The sequence below is a fragment of the Mesorhizobium sp. M1143 genome (assembly GCF_040318435.1).
In the GTDB taxonomy this organism is placed as follows: Bacteria; Pseudomonadota; Alphaproteobacteria; order Rhizobiales; family Rhizobiaceae; genus Mesorhizobium.
Window position 1 is genome coordinate 45275 of sequence record NZ_JAMYMJ010000020.1, and the last position, 23784, is coordinate 69058.

General features: G+C 60.3%; 18 protein-coding genes. 10 read left to right on the top strand and 8 right to left on the bottom strand.

Features of this window, described 5'->3' with window-relative positions; all coding sequences use genetic code 11:
• The first annotated feature begins 7 nt into the window (after nucleotides 1-7).
• The 4 genes from NKH35_RS15840 (at nucleotide 8) to NKH35_RS15855 (ending at nucleotide 3186) form a co-directional block, all read left to right on the top strand.
• Nucleotides 8-1063, top strand: coding sequence for an aldo/keto reductase (locus tag NKH35_RS15840; protein WP_023670876.1), 1056 nt, complete (start codon nucleotides 8-10; stop codon nucleotides 1061-1063).
• 61 nt (nucleotides 1064-1124) lie between these two features.
• Nucleotides 1125-1763: an NAD(P)H-dependent oxidoreductase gene (locus tag NKH35_RS15845; RefSeq protein ID WP_023670877.1), complete on the top strand. Its 639-nt coding sequence runs from the start codon at nucleotides 1125-1127 to the stop codon at nucleotides 1761-1763.
• Between the two features lie 407 nt (nucleotides 1764-2170).
• Nucleotides 2171-2362, top strand: coding sequence for a hypothetical protein (locus NKH35_RS15850; protein WP_023670878.1), 192 nt, complete (start codon nucleotides 2171-2173; stop codon nucleotides 2360-2362).
• A gap of 638 nt (nucleotides 2363-3000) precedes the next feature.
• Entirely contained in the window at nucleotides 3001-3186 is a 186-nt protein-coding gene (locus NKH35_RS15855; protein ID WP_023681021.1) for a hypothetical protein, read from the top strand.
• A gap of 747 nt (nucleotides 3187-3933) precedes the next feature.
• Here the strand turns inward: NKH35_RS15855 and NKH35_RS15860 are convergent.
• The gene (locus NKH35_RS15860) at nucleotides 3934-4305 is read right to left on the bottom strand and encodes a response regulator (RefSeq protein ID WP_023670881.1); all 372 of its coding nucleotides are present in this window, start codon (nucleotides 4303-4305) and stop codon (nucleotides 3934-3936) included.
• A gap of 486 nt (nucleotides 4306-4791) precedes the next feature.
• On the opposite strand from NKH35_RS15860, the gene NKH35_RS15865 reads away from it, so the two are divergent.
• Nucleotides 4792-5484, top strand: coding sequence for a N5-glutamine methyltransferase family protein (locus NKH35_RS15865; protein ID WP_023689767.1), 693 nt, complete (start codon nucleotides 4792-4794; stop codon nucleotides 5482-5484).
• 54 nt (nucleotides 5485-5538) lie between these two features.
• Here NKH35_RS15865 and NKH35_RS15870 read toward each other — a convergent pair whose 3' ends face one another.
• The 5 genes from NKH35_RS15870 to NKH35_RS15890 are packed head-to-tail and all read right to left on the bottom strand — an operon-like array spanning nucleotide 5539 to nucleotide 13168.
• Complete coding sequence (locus tag NKH35_RS15870) at nucleotides 5539-5805, bottom strand: acyl carrier protein (protein WP_023670883.1); 267 nt, start codon at nucleotides 5803-5805, stop codon at nucleotides 5539-5541.
• A 55-nt stretch (nucleotides 5806-5860) separates the two neighbouring features.
• Nucleotides 5861-7417 carry a class I adenylate-forming enzyme family protein gene (locus NKH35_RS15875; RefSeq protein WP_352915298.1) on the bottom strand — a complete coding sequence of 519 codons (1557 nt, stop codon included), beginning with the start codon at nucleotides 7415-7417 and terminating at the stop codon, nucleotides 5861-5863.
• On the bottom strand, nucleotides 7407-9434 hold the full coding sequence (asnB, locus tag NKH35_RS15880; RefSeq protein WP_023817746.1) for an asparagine synthase (glutamine-hydrolyzing): 2028 nt from the start codon (nucleotides 9432-9434) through the stop codon (nucleotides 7407-7409). Before asnB (NKH35_RS15880) ends, NKH35_RS15875 begins: the two co-directional genes overlap by 11 nt.
• A 6-nt stretch (nucleotides 9435-9440) precedes the next feature.
• A complete protein-coding gene (gene nadE, locus NKH35_RS15885) occupies nucleotides 9441-10421 on the bottom strand; it encodes an NAD(+) synthase (protein WP_352915336.1) in 981 nt (326 codons plus the stop codon).
• Nucleotides 10418-13168, bottom strand: a complete 2751-nt coding sequence (locus NKH35_RS15890; protein WP_502906983.1) for an AMP-binding protein — start codon at nucleotides 13166-13168, stop codon at nucleotides 10418-10420. Before NKH35_RS15890 ends, nadE begins: the two co-directional genes overlap by 4 nt.
• 342 nt (nucleotides 13169-13510) lie before the next feature.
• Between NKH35_RS15890 and NKH35_RS15895 the strand changes: the two genes are divergently transcribed.
• Complete coding sequence (locus NKH35_RS15895) at nucleotides 13511-14236, top strand: AAA family ATPase (protein WP_352915304.1); 726 nt, start codon at nucleotides 13511-13513, stop codon at nucleotides 14234-14236.
• Between the two features lie 79 nt (nucleotides 14237-14315).
• Here the strand turns inward: NKH35_RS15895 and NKH35_RS15900 are convergent, their stop codons facing one another.
• Together NKH35_RS15900 and NKH35_RS15905 are read right to left on the bottom strand one after the other, a co-directional pair.
• Nucleotides 14316-14528 (bottom strand): DUF768 domain-containing protein, encoded by a 213-nt coding sequence (locus NKH35_RS15900; RefSeq protein WP_023670889.1) that lies wholly within the window; start codon nucleotides 14526-14528, stop codon nucleotides 14316-14318.
• Between the two features lie 88 nt (nucleotides 14529-14616).
• A complete protein-coding gene (locus NKH35_RS15905) occupies nucleotides 14617-16095 on the bottom strand; it encodes a M10 family metallopeptidase C-terminal domain-containing protein (RefSeq protein WP_352915307.1) in 1479 nt (492 codons plus the stop codon).
• Nucleotides 16096-17097: 1002 nt separating this feature from the next.
• Between NKH35_RS15905 and NKH35_RS15910 the strand changes: the two genes are divergently transcribed.
• From NKH35_RS15910 to NKH35_RS15925, 4 genes are read left to right on the top strand one after another with little or no spacing between them, the layout of a single operon-like run.
• Nucleotides 17098-18324 carry a glycosyltransferase family 4 protein gene (locus tag NKH35_RS15910; RefSeq protein WP_352807633.1) on the top strand — a complete coding sequence of 409 codons (1227 nt, stop codon included), beginning with the start codon at nucleotides 17098-17100 and terminating at the stop codon, nucleotides 18322-18324.
• Nucleotides 18321-19580 carry an O-antigen ligase family protein gene (locus tag NKH35_RS15915; RefSeq protein ID WP_352915310.1) on the top strand — a complete coding sequence of 420 codons (1260 nt, stop codon included), beginning with the start codon at nucleotides 18321-18323 and terminating at the stop codon, nucleotides 19578-19580. Before NKH35_RS15910 ends, NKH35_RS15915 begins: the two co-directional genes overlap by 4 nt.
• Before the next feature lies 1 nt (nucleotide 19581).
• The gene (asnB, locus tag NKH35_RS15920) at nucleotides 19582-21579 is read left to right on the top strand and encodes an asparagine synthase (glutamine-hydrolyzing) (protein WP_352915313.1); all 1998 of its coding nucleotides are present in this window, start codon (nucleotides 19582-19584) and stop codon (nucleotides 21577-21579) included.
• 1 nt (nucleotide 21580) lies between these two features.
• Complete coding sequence (locus NKH35_RS15925; RefSeq protein WP_023830094.1) at nucleotides 21581-23782, top strand: GumC family protein; 2202 nt, start codon at nucleotides 21581-21583, stop codon at nucleotides 23780-23782.
• The last annotated feature ends 2 nt before the right edge of the window (nucleotides 23783-23784 follow it).

The following is a 23784-nucleotide window of genomic DNA, read 5'->3' on the forward strand; positions in this document are numbered from 1 at the left end:
CAAAACAATGTCCGATTACCGCTATCTCGGCCGCAGCGCCCTGAAGGTTTCCCCGCTCAGCCTTGGCACCATGATGTTCGGCGGGCCGACCGAGGAGACGGTCGCGCACCGCATCATCGACAAGGCGCGCGAGCAAGGCGTCAATTTCATTGACACCGCCGACGTCTACCACAATGGCAAGTCCGAGGAAGTTGTTGGCCGCGGCATCAAGGCGACGCGCGATCATTGGGTGGTGGCGACCAAATTCGTCAACTCGCATGACAAGGGTCCCAATCTCGGCGGCCATTCACGCAAATGGGTGATCCAGACCGTCGAGAACAGTCTGAGGCGCCTGGGAACAGACTACATCGACCTGTTCTATTTCCACCGCGCCGTCTTCGATGCGCCGCTGGAGGAGCCGGTGCGGGCCATCGCCGACCTGATCCGCCAGGGCAAGCTGCGCTATTTCGGCGTGTCGAACTTCCGTGGCTGGCGCATCGCCGAAGTCGCGCATCTCGCCGATGAACTCGGCATCGACCGGCCGGTGGCCAGCCAGCCGCTCTACAACATCGTCAACCGCACCGCCGAGGCCGAGCAACTGCCGGCGGCAGCCTATTTTGGTCTTGGTGTCGTCTCCTACAGCCCGCTGGCGCGCGGCGTGCTGACCGGCAAATACGAGCCCAACCAGGCGCCAGCCGCCGACACTAGGGCCGGGCGTGGCGACAAGCGTATCGCCGAGACCGAGTGGCGCCCGGAATCGATCGAGATCGCCAGGCAGATCGCGGCGCACGCAAAGTCGCGCGGTGTCTCGGCCGCCGATTTCGCGCTGGCCTGGGTGCTCAACAACCGGCTGATCACGGCGGCGATCGCCGGTCCGCGCACTGAGGAACAGTGGGACAGCTACGCCAAGGCGCTGGACTTCAGGCTGACCGCCGAGGACGAGGCCTTTGTCGACCGCCTCGTCACCGCCGGCCATGCCTCGACGCATGGGTTCAACGATCCGAGCCATCCGGTCGAAGGCCGTGTGCCGCGTTCCGAGCCGGCCGCACCGATCCCGCTGACGCGGCCTCTGCGCGCCGCCTGACGGTCAGCTGTGGACTGGCGGGGCCGGCGGCCCCGTCAGAGTCTCCAATCATTTCGCACAGATGAGAGAGACCACGAATTTCCATGTCGAACGGCTGCGCCAGAACATCGTCGTGTTGTCAGGCAACACCCATAGGCCGTCGAAATCACGGAGGCTGGCGCATCATCTGGGTGAGGCACTGCGCGAAAAACTGTCGGTCACAGTGAATTTCCTCGATCTCGTCGATGCCGGCCGCGGTCTGGGTGCTGCGTTCACGCGTAAGGAATCGACGCCGGAGGCGCTGGATGTGGTGGCCGCGGTCGAACAAGCCGACGCGCTGATCGTGACGACGCCGGTCTATAATGGTTCCTATGCTGGCCTGTTCGACCTCATCGATCCGCTGGCACTCGTCGATCGCCCAGTCCTGATCGGCGCGACGGGAGGCGGCCAGCGCCACGCGCTGGTGGTCGAACACCAGCTTCGCCCGCCGTTCGGCTTCTATTCGGCGCTGAGGGTGCCGAGCGTCGTCTATGGCAGCGACAGCGATTTTGCCGACGGCAAGCTTTTGGATCCAACGGGCCTGGGCTGGCCGCACAGGCCGTGGACCAGTTCGCGACGTTGCTTTCAGCGCGGCAGCCGAAGAGCCAACCGGTCAGGCTGGCTTCAGGCTGACGGGTATCGGGCTCGGCCAGGTGCCGGCTGCCTCGGCAAACGGAACTAAGGGGTTCGGGAAGGTCGTGAACATCTTTTAGTGTAGTAGGGTGATGGCTGCCTGGAAGTTTCGCTATTCGTGCTCCATCTGAAGGCCAAACACCGAGCGTTCGGTGCTTTGGCCGTCCTTGGAACCATACGGAACGATGCGGGAAGATTTCTGATTTTTGCCCGCGAAAAACCCAACAAAATCGACGATTTTCGTTCGCCCTCCGGGCCTACCAGTCGCCTTGATGAACAAGGCTTTGCGTCGAGGGTAGACAACCTGGTTAGACAGTCGGTCAGACAAACCGCTTCAGAAGCTTCGCCATGCCCTCCACGGCGAGCCGCTCCTGCTCCGTATCGACTTTTTTATTGAAATCCCGAATTCGGTGGCCTTACAAGACCGATGTTGCCATTGCTCGTAGGTCGGCTGTGATGGATAACGTGGTTCCATTCCGCAAGGCCGTGCCTTGCGTCGAAGTGACAGAAACCTGCGGCGAATGGTTCGTCCGCGTGGTTGAGAAAGATCAGGAAATTGCCAGGTCATTCAATCAGGAATCGTTCGCGTTGTCCTTTGCAGAAGGCCAGCGGATACGCCTAGGGCTAGCGAAGGTCGTGCGCCTGTAGGGCGCTGTGGGGCGGCATTGTAGGCATTCAAGCATGAGCGGAACCTAATTTGCAGCCGCAAATTAATGTCCAATGAATGAACTCCCAAACCGGAAAAAACTCGTGCCTGACCCTCAACCTCGGCGCGGCTCCAACAAAGGTGTGTTGCTAGCGGCTGCAGCGCTGCTGTTTGCCTTTCTCGCTCTTATTCTGTTTGGGTTTTTTCAGTAAGTGCGCGCGGCGCCGGCTTCCTAGAGAGGGCAGAGCACCTGCCGACGTGATCTTCGATCGCTCGCGTCCTTGCGGCGGGGCGACTATCCAAGCCGGCTCGGTTCGTCGCTCCTGACGGGTTCGGCGGTCCCACCACAGCAGGATGATCATTCGGCAATTTTTGGCAGCGCCGGTATTCAACTCACGCCCAAAGCGATTGAACTGAAGCTGGCCGTCGATGTCGTGACTGACGCAGCATGAGCCGAACAGGCGAGGCAAGCGCAAGCCTTGGGGCCCAACCTCAGACAGACGAAGCACGCTCGTGCAGTCTGGAGACAGCGCAACGAGTTATTCATTCGGGCGCCTTCGCATCACCAGCGGAACGAAAGAGTTAACTGGCGGTTTACTAGGGAAGGATTGCAGGACGAAAAACATTGAGGATTTCTGCCATGACAATGTTGTTCGAACCACTCGACTCTGAAGGTTACAAGCGCAGCGTGGTCTACCATGCGGCACGCTTGTCCATGCTCCACAATCGAATGCTGAAGCGTTTCGACAAGGTCGATAAAGCGGCTGAAAAGGTTGAAGCCGAGGTGGAGTTGTTTGATGAAGCTGTTCGCACTCTCTACGAATGAGCGGCATGTTGACCGCCGACGTTCCTGCTAGCGCGTATACGGGCGCGGGGTTCACCGTTGCGTTACCAGGCGATGTCGCGCCGCGTATTTGGGCTTGATAAGCACGATCTAATGTATACGATTCACCCAGCCGGCCTGGCTCCCCCGCCATCGGGCCGGTCAGGCCCGACGGTTCAACGCACCACCCCAAACGACTGTCGGGCCGCTAGGACTCTCACTGCGCAGCCGGGTTCATGCTTTGCCTTTTTTTCTCGAAAAGCGCGAGCTTGGTCATATAACCAATTCTGATTTTTGCATGGCATTGGGTGCAGTTGAAGTTGGATATCACCTTCAACCACGATCCCTTTTTTATGATGACATGAGAACAGTTTGGACATTCCAGTTCCAGGTACTCGTCCCCCATATCGTTTGAAATCGGCACTACGACACTCCCCAACAGTTGCCCGTGAAACTTGCGCTTCGAGATCGGCCGGCACCTCCGTGCTCAAACCCCGAACGTGGGTCCTTGGCAGATGTTCCGCAATCCGACCTCTGGCGACCGGGATCGGACCTAAGTCCAAATCGCCGCCAACAGGCCGAGAAGTGGAACCCCGGCGGATGCTTTTTGAACGCTGAATTTCCGTCCTCGCCGGTCGTAGTCCGCCGTCCTCATGGCCAAGCGCCAATGTTGCCCTTTGTGAGACTGACCTCGTCCGGCCTACCAGGTCGCCAGGGCGCAACTCCGGTAATAATGCGGCGGAGCGAATGTCAGCGCGAAGCTGTGCGCAGGGACGCCAACTCGCTGACAGCAGCAAGGATGACAGCATCGGTTGCCGGCTTCGGCAGGAATCTGCAGTCGCGGAAAGCCGCGGGAACGTCGGCGGGGCCAAATCCCGACAAGAAGGCAAAGGGGATGCCTCGCGCCTGCAATATCCTCGCCACCGGCAGACCCGTTTCACCGTTCAGCTGGATGTCTAGCAACGCCACGTCAATCTTGTCCGATTCGACAAGACGCAGAGCGGCGGATACCGACGGCACAGGTCCGACCACCTGATAACCGGCGCGACGCAGCCGCGCGGCAGTGTCCTGCGCGACTAGCCATTGATCCTCAACAATCAGAACACTCACGCTTTCGCTCACGGCCCCTCTCTGCGATTGACCGGAAATGAGATGTCGATCCGAGACCTTCGGACAGTTGTTTCGACATGTCCGCAAACCTATAGGTAACCTCTCCATGCAGCAAGGTGAGGCTGATGCTGGAGCGGAGGCGCTTCCACCGACCACTTGCTGAATTACCGGAGCCGAAGATTAGCGCGTCAATGGAGCTGCGGTCCGCGCCTCCGCTCCATCAGAGTTGGATAGGCGTTTACCCCTCTCCACGATCCACAAAATCTAAAAGCCGCCGTACCGCGCCATTGGCTCTTCAAAGCATGAGCAGCACCTCTCTCTCCATCTTTGGCGACCTGAGATTGCAATCGGTCAATGAGCGTCAGAAGTGCGATGCACCGAGTTTGTGCCTGCAGTTTTTCGAAGGAAAGGCTTGAGAATTCATGATTTCGGAGCAGGTTTGGCTGGCGCATGAGCGCCGCAGATCTATACTGGGGAGATCAAGCGATGGGGTCGGCCATGAGCAAAGAGTTCAGTGTAGCTGATGCCTATGGCGCCGGCCGCGCCATGTTCATGGGACTTGAACTGCTGGTTTCGCCCGGTGCGCTCGTCCCCAGACCTGAGACCGAGTTGCTCGGCAAGACCGCGCTTGGTGTGTTGCATCAGATGAACCTGCCGGCTCCGCGCATAGTTGATATGTGCTGCGGCACTGGGAATCTGGCGTGCGCGATCGCCTACCATGTGCCCAGCGCCCTTGTCTGGGCAAGCGATCTCACCGATGAATGCGTCGAAACGGCACGCCGCAACACCTCACATCACGGCATGGCTGAGCGTCTTTCGGTGCTTCAGGGCGACTTGTTCGACTCTCTCATCGGCCTTGGGTTAGACGGAACTATCGACGTAATCGTCTGCAATCCGCCTTACATTTCTGAAAAGCGGCTCGAGGGCGACCGCGCCCATCTGATCGAGCTTGAGCCGCGCGAGGCGTTTGCAGCCGGCCCTTACGGCCTGAGCATTCATATGCGCGTACTGAAAGACGCACCGCGATACCTGCGGCGTGGCGGCATCCTGCTCTTCGAGGTCGGGCTTGGCCAAGACCGACAGGTAGCGGGTCTGCTGGAACGCAGCAAGGCATTCGAGAACATCCGTTCGGTCTCGAACGAAGCGGGCGAGGGCCGGGTGGTTCTGGGGCAAGTCAAGACGCAGGCATGAATCCTGCGACAATCAGACCAAATACGGGGCTGCTCTGGGCGTTACGCTTACCCATCAGTTCATTTTGCGGATGATGTATTGCTCGATCCCCTGGATGGAATCGAGGTTTTCAGGCAGAAGTTCGCTATCCTCGACGGTAATGCCAAAGGTCTCCTCGATGAAGCCGATAATCTCAAGCACACCCGTCGAGTCGACAATGCCTTGATCGAGCAAGGATGCGTCATCCAGCAATGCCTTGACGTCGCTGACGTAGAAATTCGAAACCAAGAAACTACGAATCTGCTCGCTGTAGATTCCGGTGCGTTCCTTGATGGTCAACATGAATTCGTCCTCCGTGGCGTCACCATTAAATCAGCGACTTGGTTCTGGCCCCGTATCATGACAGCGCCGTTTTCTTGAGTTTTCCCGTGTCCGTCATCGGCAGGTTCGCCACAACGACGATGGATTTCGGGACCATGAAGTTTTCCAGACGCTTCTGGCACTCCTTCTGCAGTTCCCTTTCGCCAATGGCTCTTCCATGCTCCATCACCACAAAAGCTTTCACCGCTTGCCCGAGGAGCTCGTCGGGAACACCTATGACAGCCGCTTCTCGGACTCCTGGAATGTCCATCAGTACATTTTCCACTTCCCTTGGCGCCACCTTCTCGCCTCGCGACTTTATGATCTCATCCCCACGGCCAACGAAGTAGAGGTAACCCTCCGTATCCATCCGGCAGTAGTCGCCGGTGTATAGGACCTGCTCGCCGGGCAGCGGGCCGGGTTTGAGTTTCCTGGCCGTTGCCTCGGGCTTGCCCCAATACCCGTTCATCACCGTTGCGCCGCGAATGACGAGTTGGCCGACAACGCCTGGGCCTATCCGCCTGTCATGCTCGTCAACGATCCACATCTCCGTATTCGGGATTGCGATCCCTACGCTCAATGGCTTTCGCTCGAGGTCCTCTGGCGGCAAATAGGTGCAACGTTTGCATTCGGTGAGACCGTACATCGAATAGATGCGTGCACCCGAAAACAGCTCGCGAAGCATGAAAATATGCTTGAGGGGTAGGGCTGCCGCAGTGTTTGTGACGTAGCGGATGCTCGAGAAATCCTGGTCTTTGAGGGACCTGAGTTCGGAGAGTGCGGCAAAGATTGTGGGCACGCCGGGAAAGCCCGTAACTCCCTCCTGCCTGATCAACCCGAGGATCTGTGCCGGGAAAGCGAACGAGCGTTCGAGCACCAGCCGGGCGCCGGTACGAAAAGCCATGATCATCTGGTACAGTCCATAATCGAAGGCGAGGGGTAGGACATTGAGGATCACCTCGTCCTCGGCAATCGCCAGGTAGGAAGCGACAGACGCGCACGCGGCCATCATGTTTCTGTGCGTCAGCATCACGCCCTTGGGTTCGCCCGTCGACCCGGACGTGTAGATGATGGCTGCCAGATCAACATCGATGCACTGCCGTGCCGGCGGCGTATCCGCGCCATTGGCGAGGGCGGCGTCCCAGCGCACGGCAAACGGCAGCTGGGCGAGTTCGACGTCGTCGATAGGTCCCGATACGATCACCCGCAGAAGTGACGGGCAGCCGCGCGCCGGCTCGCGGAAGATCGCTTGCAGATGGCCGTCCGTGATGAGCGCCGTCGGCCGGCAGTCGTTGAGCAGATAATCGAGCTTGTCGCTCTTGGTGAGCGGGTTGACGATGCACACCACCGCATTCGCCTTTAGCACCGCCCAGAAGCTAACCACCGTCTCGACGGTGTTGTCGGCGAAGATCATCACGCGATCACCGCGAACGACTCCGGATGCGGACAGGTCCCAGGCGATCGCGTTGGCTCGCGTTTCGAGTTCGAGGTAGGTGACACGCTGCCTGTTGCACACCAGCGCCACCTTACTTCCGTGTCGGCCGGCGGAATGGGCGAGGTAGTCATGCAGCAATGGTACGGCATCATGCAACATACAGGCGCTCTTCCCGATGTTCGCAGTCGACGTCGACGCTGAGCGTGCATTCGAGCGTTGCACTGGGACAACCCGCGACGAACTGCTGATGAAGAAGTTGGGTCGACAACACGCCGACCAGCGCCATGTTGTCGGCATTGGACAGGTCGCCATCGCCAGTTCTGGCCTGGCATTTGGCAAGCAGGTGCGTGACCGCCTTTGGATCGAAGACATTCGCCTCGCGCAGGGCCGTCTGCGAAACCGCCTCGCGAGCGTAATCCGGAGCGTCTGCGCCGACGAAGCAAAGCGCGTTGGGCGCACGGAAGGGCTGCTTCTTGCGGGCTATGATCTCGGAGGGCAGGATGGGTGCCGCCATGCGCTTCAGCACGTGCTTCTCATCGAGGCCGCGGAGTTTGAAGGAGGGCGGCAGCGAATTCGCGAGCCTCACAAGTTCATCGTCCAGGAACGGGAAGCGACCCTCGACGGAGTGAGCCATCAGCATCCTGTCGCCTTGCGAGGAGAGCAGATAGCCCGACATCAGTGTTTGGACCTCGAGATACTGGTCCTGCGCAAGAGGGCCCCAACGGGCAAACTGCGCGGGCAGACGGGCGAGCAACTCGGACACGGCGTCGCGGCCCTGCGTTTGAGCGCGCATGTCGGTCGTAAACAAGCGCTTGATGGCCCTGGTGGTTTGCCAGCGCGTTTCATGAGCAAAGCCCGGCGCGTCGTAAGCCTGAATATTTCGCCCGAAGAACTGACGCGCCATCGCCTGCTGTTGCACCGGCGAGCGGGTGAGATAAGGGTAAAGGCGTTCCAGGAGCCGAGAGCGGCGTGTCGATGTCGGGTGGCGCCCCCAGAAGCGGCGGACCTTGCCTTCGCGGAACAGGTCGTAGCCGGCGAACATTTCGTCAGCGCCTTCGCCGGTCAGCACGACCTTGATGCCACGCTCGCGCACCAGGCGCGAGAGCAGGAAGAGCGGCGCCGGGGCAGTCCTCAGTATCGGGCGCTCGGTGTGTTGGATTACCTCCGGAAAGATTCCGGCGATATCTCTGCGCGAAACGACCACTTCATGGTGCTCACTGCCGATCGTCTCGGCAACCATTCGCTGGAAGCGGGTCTCGTCATATTCGGCGTCGGCAAAACGCAAGGAGAAGGTTTGGAAGCGATCGCCCGCGAAGCGCCTCGCGAGCGCGGCCACAAGCGAACTGTCCAGCCCTCCGGAGAGGTAGCACCCGACAGGCACGTCGGCGCGCACCATTCTGAGCGCCGTCGCGGCCTCAAGAGCGCTAGACACGCGGTCCACCGCGTCGTTGGAGGACCCGGGGAACTCGCCCTGCCGCGATCCGAAATTGTCGGGATAGGAAGGCTGCCAAAAAATCCGCTCACGAACGGTGCCATCCTGATAGATGCGGACACGACCCGGCTCGAGTTCGTTGATTCCGTGGAAAACTCCTTGCGGCGGAACGACCGTCCAGAGCGTGAACGTCTGATCGATGCCGGCGGGATCAAAGGCGCGAGGGATGGTTCGATCGGCCGCGAAAATGGCTTTCACTTCGCTGGCGAAATAAAGCCGGTGCGCATGCTCGCTGAAATACAGCGGGCAAATGCCGAAGCGGTCGCGCGACAATACGAGACGATTGGCCACTGAATCCCAGATCGCAATTGCCCATTGGCCGTTCATCCGCTCGAAGGCCGTTTCTCCCCACTCACGATAGGCGTGCAGCGCGACCTCCGTGTCGCTGCGGGTTCGGAAGCGGTGGCCGAGTGCCGTGAGTTTTTCACGCAATTCGACGTAGTTGAATATCTCGCCGTTGAACACGATCCACGTCGTATCGCCTGTATCCGCCATCGGCTGCTGGCCACTGGAAAGATCGACGATGGACAGGCGCACATGCGCCAGCCCCGCGCGTCTGTCCCGGTAGAGACCGCGCCCGTCGGGACCGCGATGCGCCAGCGCGCCCATCATCTGCATCAGCGCCTGCCGCGAAGGAGAAGCCGCTGTGGCATTCAGCGCCACGATTCCAGCGATGCCGCACATGCTCGGTCAATCTCCGCCTTCGGCGGACAGCAAAGGCCGCGCGTGAAGATAGTGGGCCGCCCTTCGTTTCGCTTCGATGTCCTTGAACACTTTCTGAAGCTGGGGCTCGGTGAGGCCAGCAACCGCCGCGAGCTCATTGCTGGCGACCCCGTGGTTCAGGCCGTAGAGGCATAGATCCATCAGGTGATAGGGCAGCGCGAAATAGAATTCTTCCTGGCTTTGGGTCATGGAAAAGGTGTCGGTGGTCGGTGGCCGCTGCCGGATTTCATCATCCACCTCGAGATATTCCGCGAGTTGATAAACCTGGGTTTTGTAAAGGTGAACGATCGGCATCACGTCGGCGGCTCCGTCGCCCTGCTTGACGAAAAAGCCCTGGTCGTACTCGAGGCGATTTGGAGTGCCGACAACCGCGTATTTGAGGCGGTCGGCGTGATAGTATTCCGTCATCTTGCGCAGGCGCTGCTTGTAGTTTGTCGCAGCAACGATCTGCAGATAGGCAGCTGGCGGCAGACGCACGTTATCTACTTTACCCTGCGGATCCTGGACCGTGAGGCGAGTTATATTGAGCCCGCTGCTCTCCAGAACCGACGCGATCACCAGCTTGCATTTCCACCCTTCCCCATAGTCGGGAACGACGGTCTGGATCGCATCGATCTGCCGGCGGTAGGCCCCAATGGCCTCCAGTGCCGGTGCTATGTCCTCAAGGACGCTTTCAATGCCAAGCTGTGCCGCGACGCGGCGGCCAAGTCTCAGGGAGTCGCCGGAAGAATCCCGCTCCGGCATGAACAGTCCCAGGACCTTGTCTTTCCCGAACGCGCGCATGCACAAGGTCGCGACGACGGAGCTGTCGATACCGCCGGAAAGACCGACAACCACGCCGCGACGATGCAGGGTGCCGAGAACCTGAGTGCGCAAGGTGTCAACGATGCGATCGACCTCCGCGCGGGCATCGAGCGTCAGCATGTCCTTGCTGAATTCCGGAATTATGTCGATGACAAGTCCTCCCTTTTGCGAGATTCGGCGGGGGAATAGGTCTGCACGATGGCCGTCTCGATAAGCGGACGGTTGGTGGCAAGGTTTGGTTCGACGACAAGGTCGATGTGGCTGCCCGTGATCGAAATGACGTCCAGGTGTGCCAAGACGCTGTCCCAGCCCAAGGCCCGCGGCATTCCCTCCCTGCGACATCGGAACAAGGTACCGGAGAGGGGCAGAGCCGGTTTCGGTGCCTCAAGCCACTGGAAGAATGACTTCGCCCTTAAAACCTCCTGCAGTTCCAGTTTGGTCCTGAAGATCGTCGGGTTGAACTCTCCATTGGCAAATCTGTCCAGAATCCTGGCCAGACGCGCTTCGCCGCCCACGGCGACGGTGATCTTCGCAAGGGCTCTGCAAGCCATCCGGTGCGCGGATATGCGGTTGGTGCGAATACGATAGAACGTACGGGTAACTGTCTCCCAATGGTTGCTCGGCTCGTCCAGAAGGCTCGTGTCGAGGATGCCCAGGAACCGCACCGTTCGCCCGGCCTTCATGAGCCGTGCGGCAACCTCGAATGCAACCGCGCCACCCAGAGAATGGCCGAGAAGTCGCACGGGGCCCGCAGGTTGGATGCGGCTTATCTGCTCGAGTGCGGCGCCAGCCATGGCGCTGAGGGTGTTGTGTCCGTCCAGTATCGCCGCAAGGCTCGGATATCGGATGGGGTTTACACGGGCGACTTTCCCCATGGCGGCTGCGAACGCAGCCAGGCTCGGACCATAGCCAACGGACCCTGGAAACAGGAAAAGAATCGGGGGGTGGTGCTTCTTTTCGCGCCCTTCGCCTAACCGTGCAGAGACGACCGCCTCAACCATCTCGTCCAAGCTCATGCCGACGGTGAATGCCTCGAGGCCCAGCTCTTGCCCGATGGCGTTTTCGATTGCCATGACGCAGTGCAGCAGCTGCAGCGAATCTCCTCCAGCATCATCCCAGTTTCCCGTGGCAGTGCCTGTGTTGAGAACCTGCGTCCACGCGTGCTGCACTATTTGACGCGTGTCCTTTGCTCCTCCGGCGGGCGGAGCATCGAGAGTGGACGACCGGGCGGCTCGCGCCCTCCTTCCGTGCGAACGATCTATCTCGGCCAGTGTTGCCAAATCGACCTTACCTCCCGACAGGCGTGGGATTGCGTCAACGGTGTGCAATCGCAAGGGACGCAATGGTGCCGGCAAGGTCATCCTGAGGAGCTGGCGAAGGTCGTCCGCAAAAGCGCCGCCTGTGAAGCGCTGGGGAACCACGAAGGCGATGAGTTCCTGCGCGGCCGTTACCATCACCACGGCATCCGCCACTGAAGGCGCGCAACGCAAGACCCGTTCGAGTTCGGCGGGCTCGATGCGTCGACCATTGATCTTGATCTGGCGCCCTTTGCGGCCGACGATCCTCAAGATGCCATCATCGTCGAGCCGAACGAGGTCCCCGGTCGAGAAAAGCCGAACCTCGGGATCGTCGGGGTCCGGCTGCGCGGGAACGACTACACCGTTCTCCCAATGACCGAGCAGGACATAGCGGCTTTTGATCAGAAGCTCTCCACTTTCGCCTGGCCCTACATTGCGCTCCGCTTCGTCGACGATAGCGAATGTCATACCAGGGAGCAGCCTGCCGACGGGAACCGACGCGTCTTGCTCGGGCCAGTCAGGCGGCAAGAACCATTGCGAACCGATGGTTTCAGTCGATGAGTAGCCGATCTGGATCAGACACTGGTCCGAAACGGCTTTGCGCAGCAAAGCGATGTCCGTCCATGACACTTTCTCCCCACCGATCCGGGCCACTCTGAGCGGCCAGGAAGCTTCGGCGGGCGCCTCAGCCAGGAGGGCTCGAAGCAGTGCCGGCACAAGATAGGCGATCGTCACACCTTCGGACTGCAATCGAGCGCGCGTAGCGCGCAGGCCGACAGCCTCCACCTCGAGAAGATGCAACGTGGCGCCCGTCAACAGCGCCGCAAAGATCTCCCGGCAACCGGCGATTGTGGCTGGCCCGGTCAGCGGCAGGAAAACGTCATCCGCGCTGATATGGCACGCATCGACATATTGCCGGACCCGCCATAGCAGGCTGCGTTGGCAGTTGACGATTCCCTTGGGGCGCCCGGTGCTGCCCGAAGTGTAAAGCACCAATGCGGGCGCATCGACCGAAACCATAGGGGGCTTATGCTGCTGTTCTGGGTGTTGATCGTTGGACGCCACGGCGGCCGCAATTTCGATCCAGATGATCTCTTGGGCCAATTCGACCGGGCGAACATTTTCGGCGCCTATAATCGCGCCGAGCCCCGCGGCACTGACTATATCGAAAATGCGAGAGGCGGGATCTCTTGTGTTGAGCGGAACCGAAGGCCGTCCCGCCGCCATGGTCGCCAACATCGCCACAGGATACCAAGCGGAGTTTGCTTGCAGGATGCCGATGGCCTGCCCTTCGGGGACGACGGCAGCGATATGAGTTGCCAGCGTCTCGACCGCCCGGAAAAGCTCAGAAAAAGTCAGGCGGTTCGCGCCGTCGCTGATTGCGAGCTTGTCAGGATACCGCCTGGCGACATCTCCAAGGTGGTCGAAGATTGGAGTGTCCGCAAATTTGGCACCCATCTGTCGGTAACGGCGCCAGACTGGCCCCCCTTGGTCAAGATCATATTCGGGAACGACTGACCACTTTCGGGTGGGTCGCAGATCCACCTGTAGGTTTTGATTTGCCACTTCCGAATGCAAACACACTGAGGACATTCAGGGCCCCGCCAAGCTGACGGTCGAACATCGCTCGCCGCGGAGATCTTTTCATCAATCATTCGGATGATGCCTCGATCTTGCCTAGCCAGCGCTTCCCGAGCGTCCTTCAGAAGTTTTGCCATCTGTGTCCAGCACCGGTCGTTTTTCCTTGCAAGCTCCGTCGAGCGCAAGACGGCTTGCCCAGGCAAACGGAGCGATCGGCATCTCCGCTAGAATCCGGGCTCGGTGCCCAGATTCACTGACTGGAACAATCATTCAAATGAACGTTGGTGTGATCGGAAATCCGGCTAAGCTTGATCCGTAGGGGAATGACTGCTCGTTTCGGAGACGCTTGAGCATATGATCATCGAGTTGTTTGGGCCGCCTGGCGCGGGTAAAACCACGCTGCTTCGCGGCCTCTGCCAAGGGCTGGCGAGACACGGCATCAATGTGAAGACAGTAAATGGGTATCGCCTGATTGAACATGGATCGGCTCAGGATGACGCTCCGGAAATCCGCCACGGCATAGGGCGAATTGGCAAGAAGATTGCCACATCCGGTCCTATCTTGCTGTCGACCTTGCCAAAGGACAGTGTCGCGGCCCGGCTTCTGGCATCGATCCCTCTTCGAAGCCGCGTGTGGTCATGGCGCATGAAGGTCGACATCGCCCAACTGTGCCAGTCCTGGCTCCAAGCGCGGGAGTCGCCCGGTTGCTTCATCTTCGAAGAGGGCATGATTCAGGCTTTGTGTGCGCTGGGTGTGCTGGCTAGAACTCCAAGCCTCGACGCGGTCCGCAAGTGCCTTGCGTTCCTGCCGCGGCCGGATCTCGTTGTGCAACTCGACGCGCCGCAGGAAACGTTACGCCGCCGTCTTGTGGATAGGCATGCGCAGCAACCGCTCCTCGAGGTTGTGCTGTTCGAACTTGGCGTGGACAAAGGATTAAGGCAGGCCGAAATCTCAAGAGAGGTCGGCGAGTGCCTGCGCCAGGACCGATGGCCGTTGATACAAGTCAATGGTGCTGAACCTCACGACGTGGACGGGGTCGTCGCGCGCGTTCTGGGAGAGCATGTTGGTCATGCTGCCTAGGCTGGCCCATGACCTATGATCCATGACACATTTATGCATTTGGCGCCAAGCCGGGCAGCATCTGCCGCCAAGCGCGCAATCATGTCGAATCGTGCTGATCGAGCACTTCGAGCATGGTCGTCAACATGCTTCCGACTTCCTCAGAAATTTCCTCGGGGCGGATTCCCGCTCTGATGGCATCCGCCGTTGCTTGGTCCGCAAGTTTCGCCGCAAGAGCCGGATCGGCCTTGGTGTAGAGTGGGATCTTATCCTCTACCCATTTCTGCAGGAATTCGATGCCGCGCGCGCTCATACCAAGTACAAGCTCGGCGGGGCTTCTTGGTTCCGTCAGCCATATTCAAGAACGTCAGACCATCTTGCTCAGGCTGACGTTCCTACGGTCACGTCACGATGAACGAGGACGCCGTCAGAGCCAGATGTGGCGATAGAGTGGCAAATTGGATCTGATGTGCGCCGCCCGAGCCGTCGCTGTCAAAGGAAAGCGCGCCGGTCGTGCTGTTATAGACGATGTGATCGCCGCTGTCGTGCGCGGCCCTGCCGGCGTAGAACGCCGAAGAGGGAAGGGCGCCGGTATGCAGGCCGGCAAACACGGTGTGGTCGAGTTGGATCTTGTCGTGGCCCACTTTGAAATCGGTGACCTTGTCGATATTGCCGACCTTGAGAGCCGAATCGAAGACAAAGACGTCGTTGCCGCCATGTCCCGTCAGAACGTCTCTCCCGCCACCGCCGTTGATAGTGTTGCTCCCGGAATTGCCATCAATGGTTTGGGCGAATTCGTTTCCCGTGAGCTTGATGGCGGCAGTTCCCAATTTGCTGGTGGTCGCAAGATGCTCGACCTGCGAGCCGGCCGACAGCGCGTAGCTGACCGATGCCAGCACGCTATCGTTGCCGCTGTGCCGCAGTTCCACCACCTTGTCGCCGGCGTTGTTGACATAGTAGGTGTCGTTGTAGCCGCGGCCCATCATCGTGTCCGCGCCAGCGGTGCCGCGAAGCACATCCGCGCTACCCGTGCCGTAGAAAATGTGATCGCCGGTGCTGGTCGGAGGGATACTTGTGGGCGGAGGCACTGTGCTGGTAGGCGGCGGCGTCGGTTCGCTGGCCGAAGGACCGCTTGCGGTGCTCTGGTTGTGTTGAAGGAACAGAGCCTGCAGCGTCGGCGAGCTCTCAAGCGCCGTGTCGCCCTGTTGAGAACCCCAAGCATAGGCATAGTCGAAGGCCGGCGAAGGCGCTACCTTGGCCCAGTGGTCCAACATGGTCTTTTCCTGAGCAACGCTGGGCAGGACATAGCGACCGCCCGTGTCGGTCGTCCAGTCGCCGCCGCCGAAGGTCTGATACACGGGAACGACCTGACTGAGCGGGATGCCCGAGGCGACGGCCGCCGCCACAGTCCTGTCGATCATGTTGTAATCAATCGTGCTTGTTCCGGTCCGTACCGGGTAGGGATCCAAGCCGTAATAGTCGATATGCGTGTTGGCAGGATTGAATGTGTTTGAAAAGTCGGGGTTAGCGGAAGACCCCATGTTCATCATGGTTATGAAGGTCTTGGCGCCGGGCAGGTGGCTGTGGATCCAGTCTGACTCCGCCTTCAGATCAGCGGCGGTGGCATAAGTTCCCCATTTGCCGGTCGGGTCCGGCTCATCGACCAGGAAGAAGCCAAACACTTTCGGATTGCCGATGAAGGGCGTGACCTTCTGGATAAAGGAGGAGGTTGCACCATCTGCTTCATTGAGCCACACCAGGCCTTTCTGGCCGGCCGGCAAGGCGTTGAGCTGGTCCAAGGAAGATACATCAACAAGATTGAATCCGGCTTTCGCGACCTCGGAGGCCGACCCGCCCGAGGCGTAATGGAGTGTTGTCATTGACATACCCTTCGTCCGATTCGGTAGGCGCCCCACACCTGCCTAGGGAAAGGATCCATTAGCGACAAATCAAATACCGGCGCCCCTTGATAGAATCTTTGATCAGCGTCCGAAAAACACAACAGCCTCGATGCTACGCTTGCCTCAGAGGTATGTAGATGATCCAAGTATGGGGTGCTCAAGCCTGCAACGAAAGCATTGCAGCGACGTCTGCCGGAGCGCCTTGTGCGTTTGCAGTGGCGGTAATCGGCCAATGCGCGCTTCGGTTGAGCCACCGCCCAAATGCGCGCTCCCGCAGGATTTCTTCGAGCTCAGACCGCAAAGGAATCGCGTCCTGGCGAAGCCCTCCCATTGCAGCCGCTCAATGCTCTTCGTGAAAAGCCTCGGCGCCAAAATGAGCAAGGCAGTACTCCACAAGGTCATGCGAGGCGCGCGCCGCTGGCAATTGCGGAGAGGCACTGAACTGGATCCCACCGGGTTCAACGGAAAGGCGGGCGTGCCGGTCCGAATGACGGCGAGCATGGCAACGCGGTCGCCCATCCGCGGGAAGAGGCGGCTGGTGGTCCGACCATATCCAGAGACCGGGTGAAAGCCTGTTCCAGACGAAGCGCTCGGGAGAACTGGCGGTGCGAGTCATCACACCATCTGGGCGCGATGTTGATCCGGCGTGAGAAGGCGGGCGGAAGTTGCTTTGAACGCGGCGCGCGGACCTTTCGAACACAGCCCTTTTTTATATCCGGCCCGCCGTGTCGTACGCGAAGGTGCCGTCATTGCACCGTCAGACCGGATGAATCCAACTCACTGACCGAGGTGACAGCGATTGTGGCTGCATTGCCGCATCGTTGATCAGCTTGCTTCATGCAAACAGACGAGGACAGCACGAAAGCCTGCTCCTAGCGTGGGACTGGCTGTTGTGTGTTCAGGGGCGATGAAACCGGCCATGGAAACCGCGGATAGGATCAGCTGTTTTATGCGATTGGTATCGCATCCAGGAGCGACAGGATGAGTCCGCATCTGGTTTGCGTTGGAGGCGAGGATCATAGACTAAGAATCCCGTTTCTTTTGGCGCTTCGCGAAAGGGGTTTTCAAGTCACTGCCGTTTCGAGTGATCTCGGAGCCGCCTTTTCACCCCATGGCATTGCCCATCGCCGATTCGGGTTCGACCGCTTTGGCAGCGGCGGTGCAGAATGGGGTGCTGTCAGCGCGATCCGTGAACTGATGTCCGAACTGCGTCCGGACATCATTCAAAGTTTCGACACCAAGCCCAATCTCCTAACTCCACTGGCGGTGCGCGGGCACGTTCCCGTCGTTCGCACCATCAACGGGCTTGGTTGGACATTCTCGTCGCGGGAGCCGCGGGCCCTGGCATTGCGTCCTTTCTTTTGCGGCCTTCAGGGGGTGGCGTCTCGTTGGACAGCCATGACCGTCTTCCAGAATAGTGATGATCAGGCCTTCTTCGAGCGCTACCGGCTGGTGACTCGCGGCAAAGGGCGACTGATCCGGAGTTCTGGCATCGACCCCGATGCATTCTCGATGGCAAGGTATCGTGGTCCTTCGGCTGCCACGATGCGCGAGGAACTTGGCCTTCAATCGGCCCAGGTCATAATATTTGTCGGCCGGCTCACGCGGCAGAAGGGGATTCCAACCCTCATCGAGGCGGTTCCTCGCGTTATCCGCGAGAGGCCCAACGCGCGTTTCGTACTTGTCGGCCCGCAAGACTCCGAAGGTCCGTTTGCCGTCAGCAGAGCCGATATCGAGCGCCATGTTCCCCACGTTGTCGCATTGGGGCCAAGGCGCGACATTCCAGCCCTCCTTGGGATGGCGGATCTGTTTGCGTTTCCGACGCAATATCGCGAGGGAATTCCGCGTGTCCTGCTGGAGGCGGGATTGTCCGGATTGCCGATCGTCGCCTCGAATATGCCGGGCTGCAACGATGTGGTTGAGGATGGCTGGAACGGCTATCTCGTGGCGCCGCGCGATGCGGATGGCTTGGCCTCCCGGATAGTCGATCTTCTTTCCGACCCCGCCCGTGGCAAGACGATGGGCAGCCGTTCCGTCGGATTCGTGCGGGAGCGGTTCTCGCTGTCGTGGGTGATCGACCAGTATTGCGACCTGTATAAGACAATACTGGGTGGCAGATATCGCAGCAGGCTTGTTCAAGCTGCGCAGGCGAATCCGAGGGAAGAGGCGGTGCCAAGCCCCCATCGACTGGGTGAGGCGCGGCAATGATGCGTGATGCGCTTCTGGCCTTCGGCGTCGCGATGTCCTACGCGGCGCAACTCAGCATCCCAGGGCTGCCCTTCGGCTACAGCGAACTGTGCCTCACGCTCTGGATAATGCTGTCGATGACGCGAATCCTTGCTGGCGGCCAACTGGAGGTTACGCCGGCCCTGGCCAAGCTTGGGCTTTTCTGGCTGATCCTGGCGCTTGCCATGGGCGTGGGTTACATCATCGGTTTTCTGACAACCACGTTGTTCATGGATCCGTTGTTGCACGACACGCTGGCCTATGTGCTGTTGGCGTGCGTCACCTGTCTGGCCGCTGCGGAGCCCAACGCGTCTTTCCGTTTGCGTCGTATCGCCTGGTGGATGGTTGCTATCGCGAATGCGGGCTTCATCATTCAGGTAGGGCTTGGCTTCGGCTGGCTCCATCAGGCTGGGGTCGAGCCCTGGTACTGGGACCGCTTCTGCGGATGGTCCGACAATCCGAACCAGCTTGCGCTCTACTGCGCCCTGCTCGGTCCACTGGCCTTGCATCTTGCCACAACCACCAGCAATAAATGGGGAAGATGCCTTGCCCTATGCAGCCTCATATTCACCGTTTACGTCGGAAGGCTGACAAAAAGCGATACCTACCTTTATACCACGGTCCTGGCTTGTCTGATCCTTCTCGGGCTGCGGGTCCGGGCCTGGCTGACGAGCGACGGCAATAAGGCGAGCCTTTCAAGGCAGCTTGCCGTCCTGATGGCCGTTGGCTTCCTGCCGCTGGCCCTGTCTATAGCGCCCTATGCCCTCGGCGAGGCCTCCAGCGCCGAAGACTTCGCCAAGAGCCTGACCAAAGACAAGGGCGGGGAAGCGACTGCCCAAACCGCGGCGCTTCGCCTCTACCTCTGGAATGCAGCCTTGGAGAAGGGGGCACGATCGGGATCGCTTGGACTGGGTCCGGGCCCGCATCTAGATAGTCCGCCCGTGGTCAATCAACAGTTTTTGCCGCGGCCCTTCGAGGCGCACAGCACTATCCTGGATCTCTACACTCAGGGCGGCCTGATTTCGGTTCTAGCCCTGATGTGGATCTTCGGCTCGGCTGCGTTGTCCGCCTGGCGGGCGAAGCTGGACGCTCTGGTGGCGCTCGTGGCATCGATCGCCGTTTTCAGTGCTCCGCATTTGGTCATCCGCCATCCGATCGTGTGGTTCTGTCTGACCCTCTGCCTTGCCGCTGGGACGCCGGAAGCGATCCCCGCGATTGTTCGCCAGAGGAGATGCTAGAATGTGCGGGATCGCCGGAATTTTGTTGGCGCCCGATGCACCCAACGCAAGTGCGCTCAGGGCCATCGGACCGATGGCGACGGCGCTTCGTCATCGCGGACCTGACGGTGAGGCCTTCTGGGTGAGCCGTGAAGGGGGGGTAGCCTTCGGCCACCGGCGACTGGCCATCGTCGACCTGTCCGAAGCGGGTCGCCAGCCAATGCTCTCCGCGAGCGGTCGGTATGTCATCACCTTCAATGGCGAGATATACAATTTTCGCGATCTGCGCCGTGAACTGGAAGGGGCGGGCCATCATTTCCGCGGCGCCAGCGACACGGAGGTCATGCTGTGCGCGATCGAAAGCTGGGGCCTTGATGCAGCCCTCGCGCGCTTTGCTGGCATGTTTGCTTTCGGGCTGTGGGACCTGAAGAACCGAACGCTTCAGCTTGCCCGCGACCGAATGGGCAAGAAGCCACTCTATGTCGCCTTGACACGTGATGCGCTTGTCTTCGCCTCGGAGTTGAAGGCGATCACTTGCTTCCCAGGCTTCACCCCGGAACTCGATGTCGATGCGGCGACGACAATGGTTTCCAACGGCTGGGTGCCGGATGACCGTTGCATTTGGCAGGGCGTGTTCAAGTTGCCGCCTGGTTCAGTCCTGTCGGTCACTGCGGCGCAATTCGCCAACGCCCGAGGCACCGGTTCGCTTGCGCATCGCATTCACCCTTGGTGGTCGCTGGCCGATGTCGCCGGCAAGGGACAGCGCGATCCGATCGCCGCCAGCGACGAGGACCTCGCGACCGAGCTCGACAGCCTGCTCCGACTGGCCGTCAAGGAACGAATGGTTGCAGATGTGCCGCTGGGCGCCTTTCTGTCGGGCGGGATCGACAGCTCGACTGTCGTCGCCCTGATGCAGGCACAGTCCCGAAGCCCCGTTCGGACGTTCACCATAGCGTTCGGGGAAGGTGGGTTTGATGAAGCTCCCCATGCGGCCGCGGTTGCTCGGCATCTGGGCACCGATCATACGGAACTTCATCTCTCGCCGGCCGCCGCGCTTGAGGTCGTTCCGGAGCTGCCCCGGATTTGGGACGAGCCGTTTGCCGATGAATCGCAGATACCGACGCTGCTGGTGTCGCGCCTCGCGCGGCAACACGTAACCGTGGCGCTTTCAGGCGATGGCGGCGACGAGTGCTTCGCAGGCTATTCTCGACACTTCCTGGCAACCCGCCTCACAAAGCAGCATGAGCTGCCATTGTCATTTCGCCGGCTGTTGGCATCGGGGGCTGGGTTGCTGGCCCAAGCCTCTCAGAAAGATATCTTCGGCGATCTGCCGCTTTCGGCGAATATGCGGCATGGCTTGCGCGGTGACCGCCTGGCTCGCCTTGCCCGCCTGCTCGCGGCGCGAGATGAGGACGAACTCCTTCTGCAACTGACAAAATCTTCAGCCAACGACCTTGTTCACCGCAAGCCGTCGACAGCACCTACCGACACCACAAAGCTCGACGGCCTGCTCTCGCGTCTCCTATTCGCCGACATGACAGGCTATCTACCGGGCGACATTTTGGTGAAGCTCGATCGAGCCACCATGGCCAACAGCCTTGAGGGGCGATGCCCGATCCTGGACCATCGCGTCGTTGAATTCGCCTGGCGGTTGCCAGCCCGTGCCAAAGTCCGAAACGGGAAGGGCAAATGGTTGCTTCGCCGACTGCTTGAACGTTATGTACCACGCCGACTGGTCGACCGGCCCAAGCAAGGTTTCGACGTTCCGGTCGGGACTTGGTTGAAAGGGCCCTTGCGCGGCTGGGCAACCGATATCATTGCCACGATCGGCCGCTCCGGGGACGGGATCATCGACCGTGAGAAGGTCGACGCATGCTGGCGCAATCATCTGCATGGAAGCCAAGATAATTTCCGCGACCTGTGGCCGGTGCTCATGTTTCAGGCGTGGCGCAACGAAGCCATGCGGCCATCGACGGTCGCCACGCACCCTTCTTACCAAATCGAACTGACAGGGGATTGAGATGGAAGGTTCCATAGCCAACCGCGCCCGGCGTCCGCGCGCCAAGCAGATGGAAGTTGGGACGCTTGAAACCAATCTGCGCTTGATGCGGCCGCCACGCGAGCCAACGCAATCGTCACCCTTCCACCAGCTCGTCATCATCCTGACGACGCGAAAATGGTTCTTGCTTGCCATGGCCCTTCTGGGCGGCATCCTGGCCGGACTGGCAGGCTTCACCCGCCCGGTGCTGTTCGAGGCAACTACCCAGGTCATTATCGATGCCCCGAGCAGCAGTGCTTCGGGCGGCGTGGCATCCGCCCAGGACTCGCTGGAATCGAACATCGATGATCATCTGACGATGCTCTCCTCGCAAGGCCACCTGCGTCGGGTCCTGGCAGCACTCCGCAAAGCCCAACCAGTCGACGGTAACGGAAAGACCGTCGTCAATGCCGTCCCGCCCGCGGCTGGCTCGTTCCTCATCGATCTCCTGAGCAGGGCCTGGAGACAGGATAACACGGTGGCAGAAAATCCGGACGCAGCGGACGCGCCCGAACTGAAGGCGCTACGCAACGGAATGAGGGTCGGACAAGAGCTGCGATCACGCGTCATCACCATCGGCTTCACCGATCCAAGTCCGGCGCGTGCGGCACTTGTCGCGAACACGTTTGCCCAGGTCTACATTCAAGATCTGGTACAAAAAAGCCGGGCATCGGATCAGGTTAATCTGGATTCGATAGTCGCCAGCCTTCCGCAAGTACAAAGGGATCTTGTCGAAGCGACAGATCGGCTGGAGACATACCGGCTCACGCATGGCGCCGTCGATCAGACTGCGGCCAACAACGCAGCCAGTGAGACAGCGGAACTCGGCCGGCAGATATTCCTATCGAAAGCCAGTCTTTCCGCGTCGGAAGCGCGCCTTCGCCGTATTGAGGACCTGCGCAAGGCGGGCGCCCCGGTCACGGCCATCGCTGAAGAAATCGGGTCGCCCGTGTTGACGGACCTGGTGACACGCCAGTCGGGTGCCGCCGCCGACGGCGATCTGCGCAACGCGATCGCCCGCGAAATGGAGCAAAGCGTTGCCCGAATCGCTGCCGAGGCAAATGTCTACCGGTCTCAGGCTACGGCTCTTGAAAGTCGCAAGGCGATGCTCGACGCGGCCGTGGCCGACACGGCGAGCCAACTTTCGGGGCTGCGTTCCCTTGAGCCTAGGGTAGCCATCGTGACGCAGCATTACAACGAACTCCTGAGCCGGCAGCAGGATCTGATACGTCGCATCGCCGCTCCTTCGCCAGGCGTAGCGGTCCTTTCGACCGCCTGGCCGCCGTCGACCCCCGTGACATTGTCGCCGATTTTCCTGATTCCCCCCGGCATGGTCGTCTTTGGTCTCATGGGGGCGGTCATTGTCCTGGTCCGCAACGGTTTCAACCAAACCTTGCGCAGTGAAGCCGAAGCCGAGGCCGAGCTTGGGGTCCCGTGCGTAGGACTGCTTCCCAGGGTTGCGGGACTTAACGCCAGAAAGCTGCGGCATCTGGTTCTGAGCCAGCAGAACTTGCCGTTCAGCCGCGCCGTGACTTCGCTGCTCGTCACTGCGGCGCCAACTCAGGGAAAGGGACAGCCGCCGCATATCATTCTCGTGACATCCAGCATCCAGGACGATGCCAAGACCGAGTTGGCATGGAGCCTGGCGCTGGCGGCAACGCGGCTGGGAGGAAGAGTGCTTTTCCTCGATCTCGATCGCAAGGATGTGCGGCTCACGAACGGGTTTCGTGGTGAATTCAGCACCGACAAGGCCCGGAACTCCTTCGGCGACTATGTGAATGAACGTTGCGTGCTGAAGGATGCAATCACGAGGATGCCGGAAATCGGTATCGACCTCATGGCCGCTCCAGCACCTTCCGATGATCTCCTGACGCTTCTGTCCACCGTCGACAAATGCCAGTTCACCGAGGAGCTGCGTTCGGCCTACGACGTGGTCATCATGAACGGTCCCCTGGGCCTCGGGGGGCCTGAAACCAGGCTGCTTAAGCGCTGGGCCGATTCGGTGCTTTTTGCCGTTCGCTGGGCAAGGACGAGGCGCAGCATTGCCCGTGGTGCTCTGGATGCAATAGGGGCCGGCGGATCCGCCACCGTTCCAGTAGGGAGTGTGCTCACCCGGGTGAACCTGAAGAGGCTAGCCGGCTCCAGGCTCGGAGACAACGCCGATCTTCTGTTGGAGAGGGTTTGAAG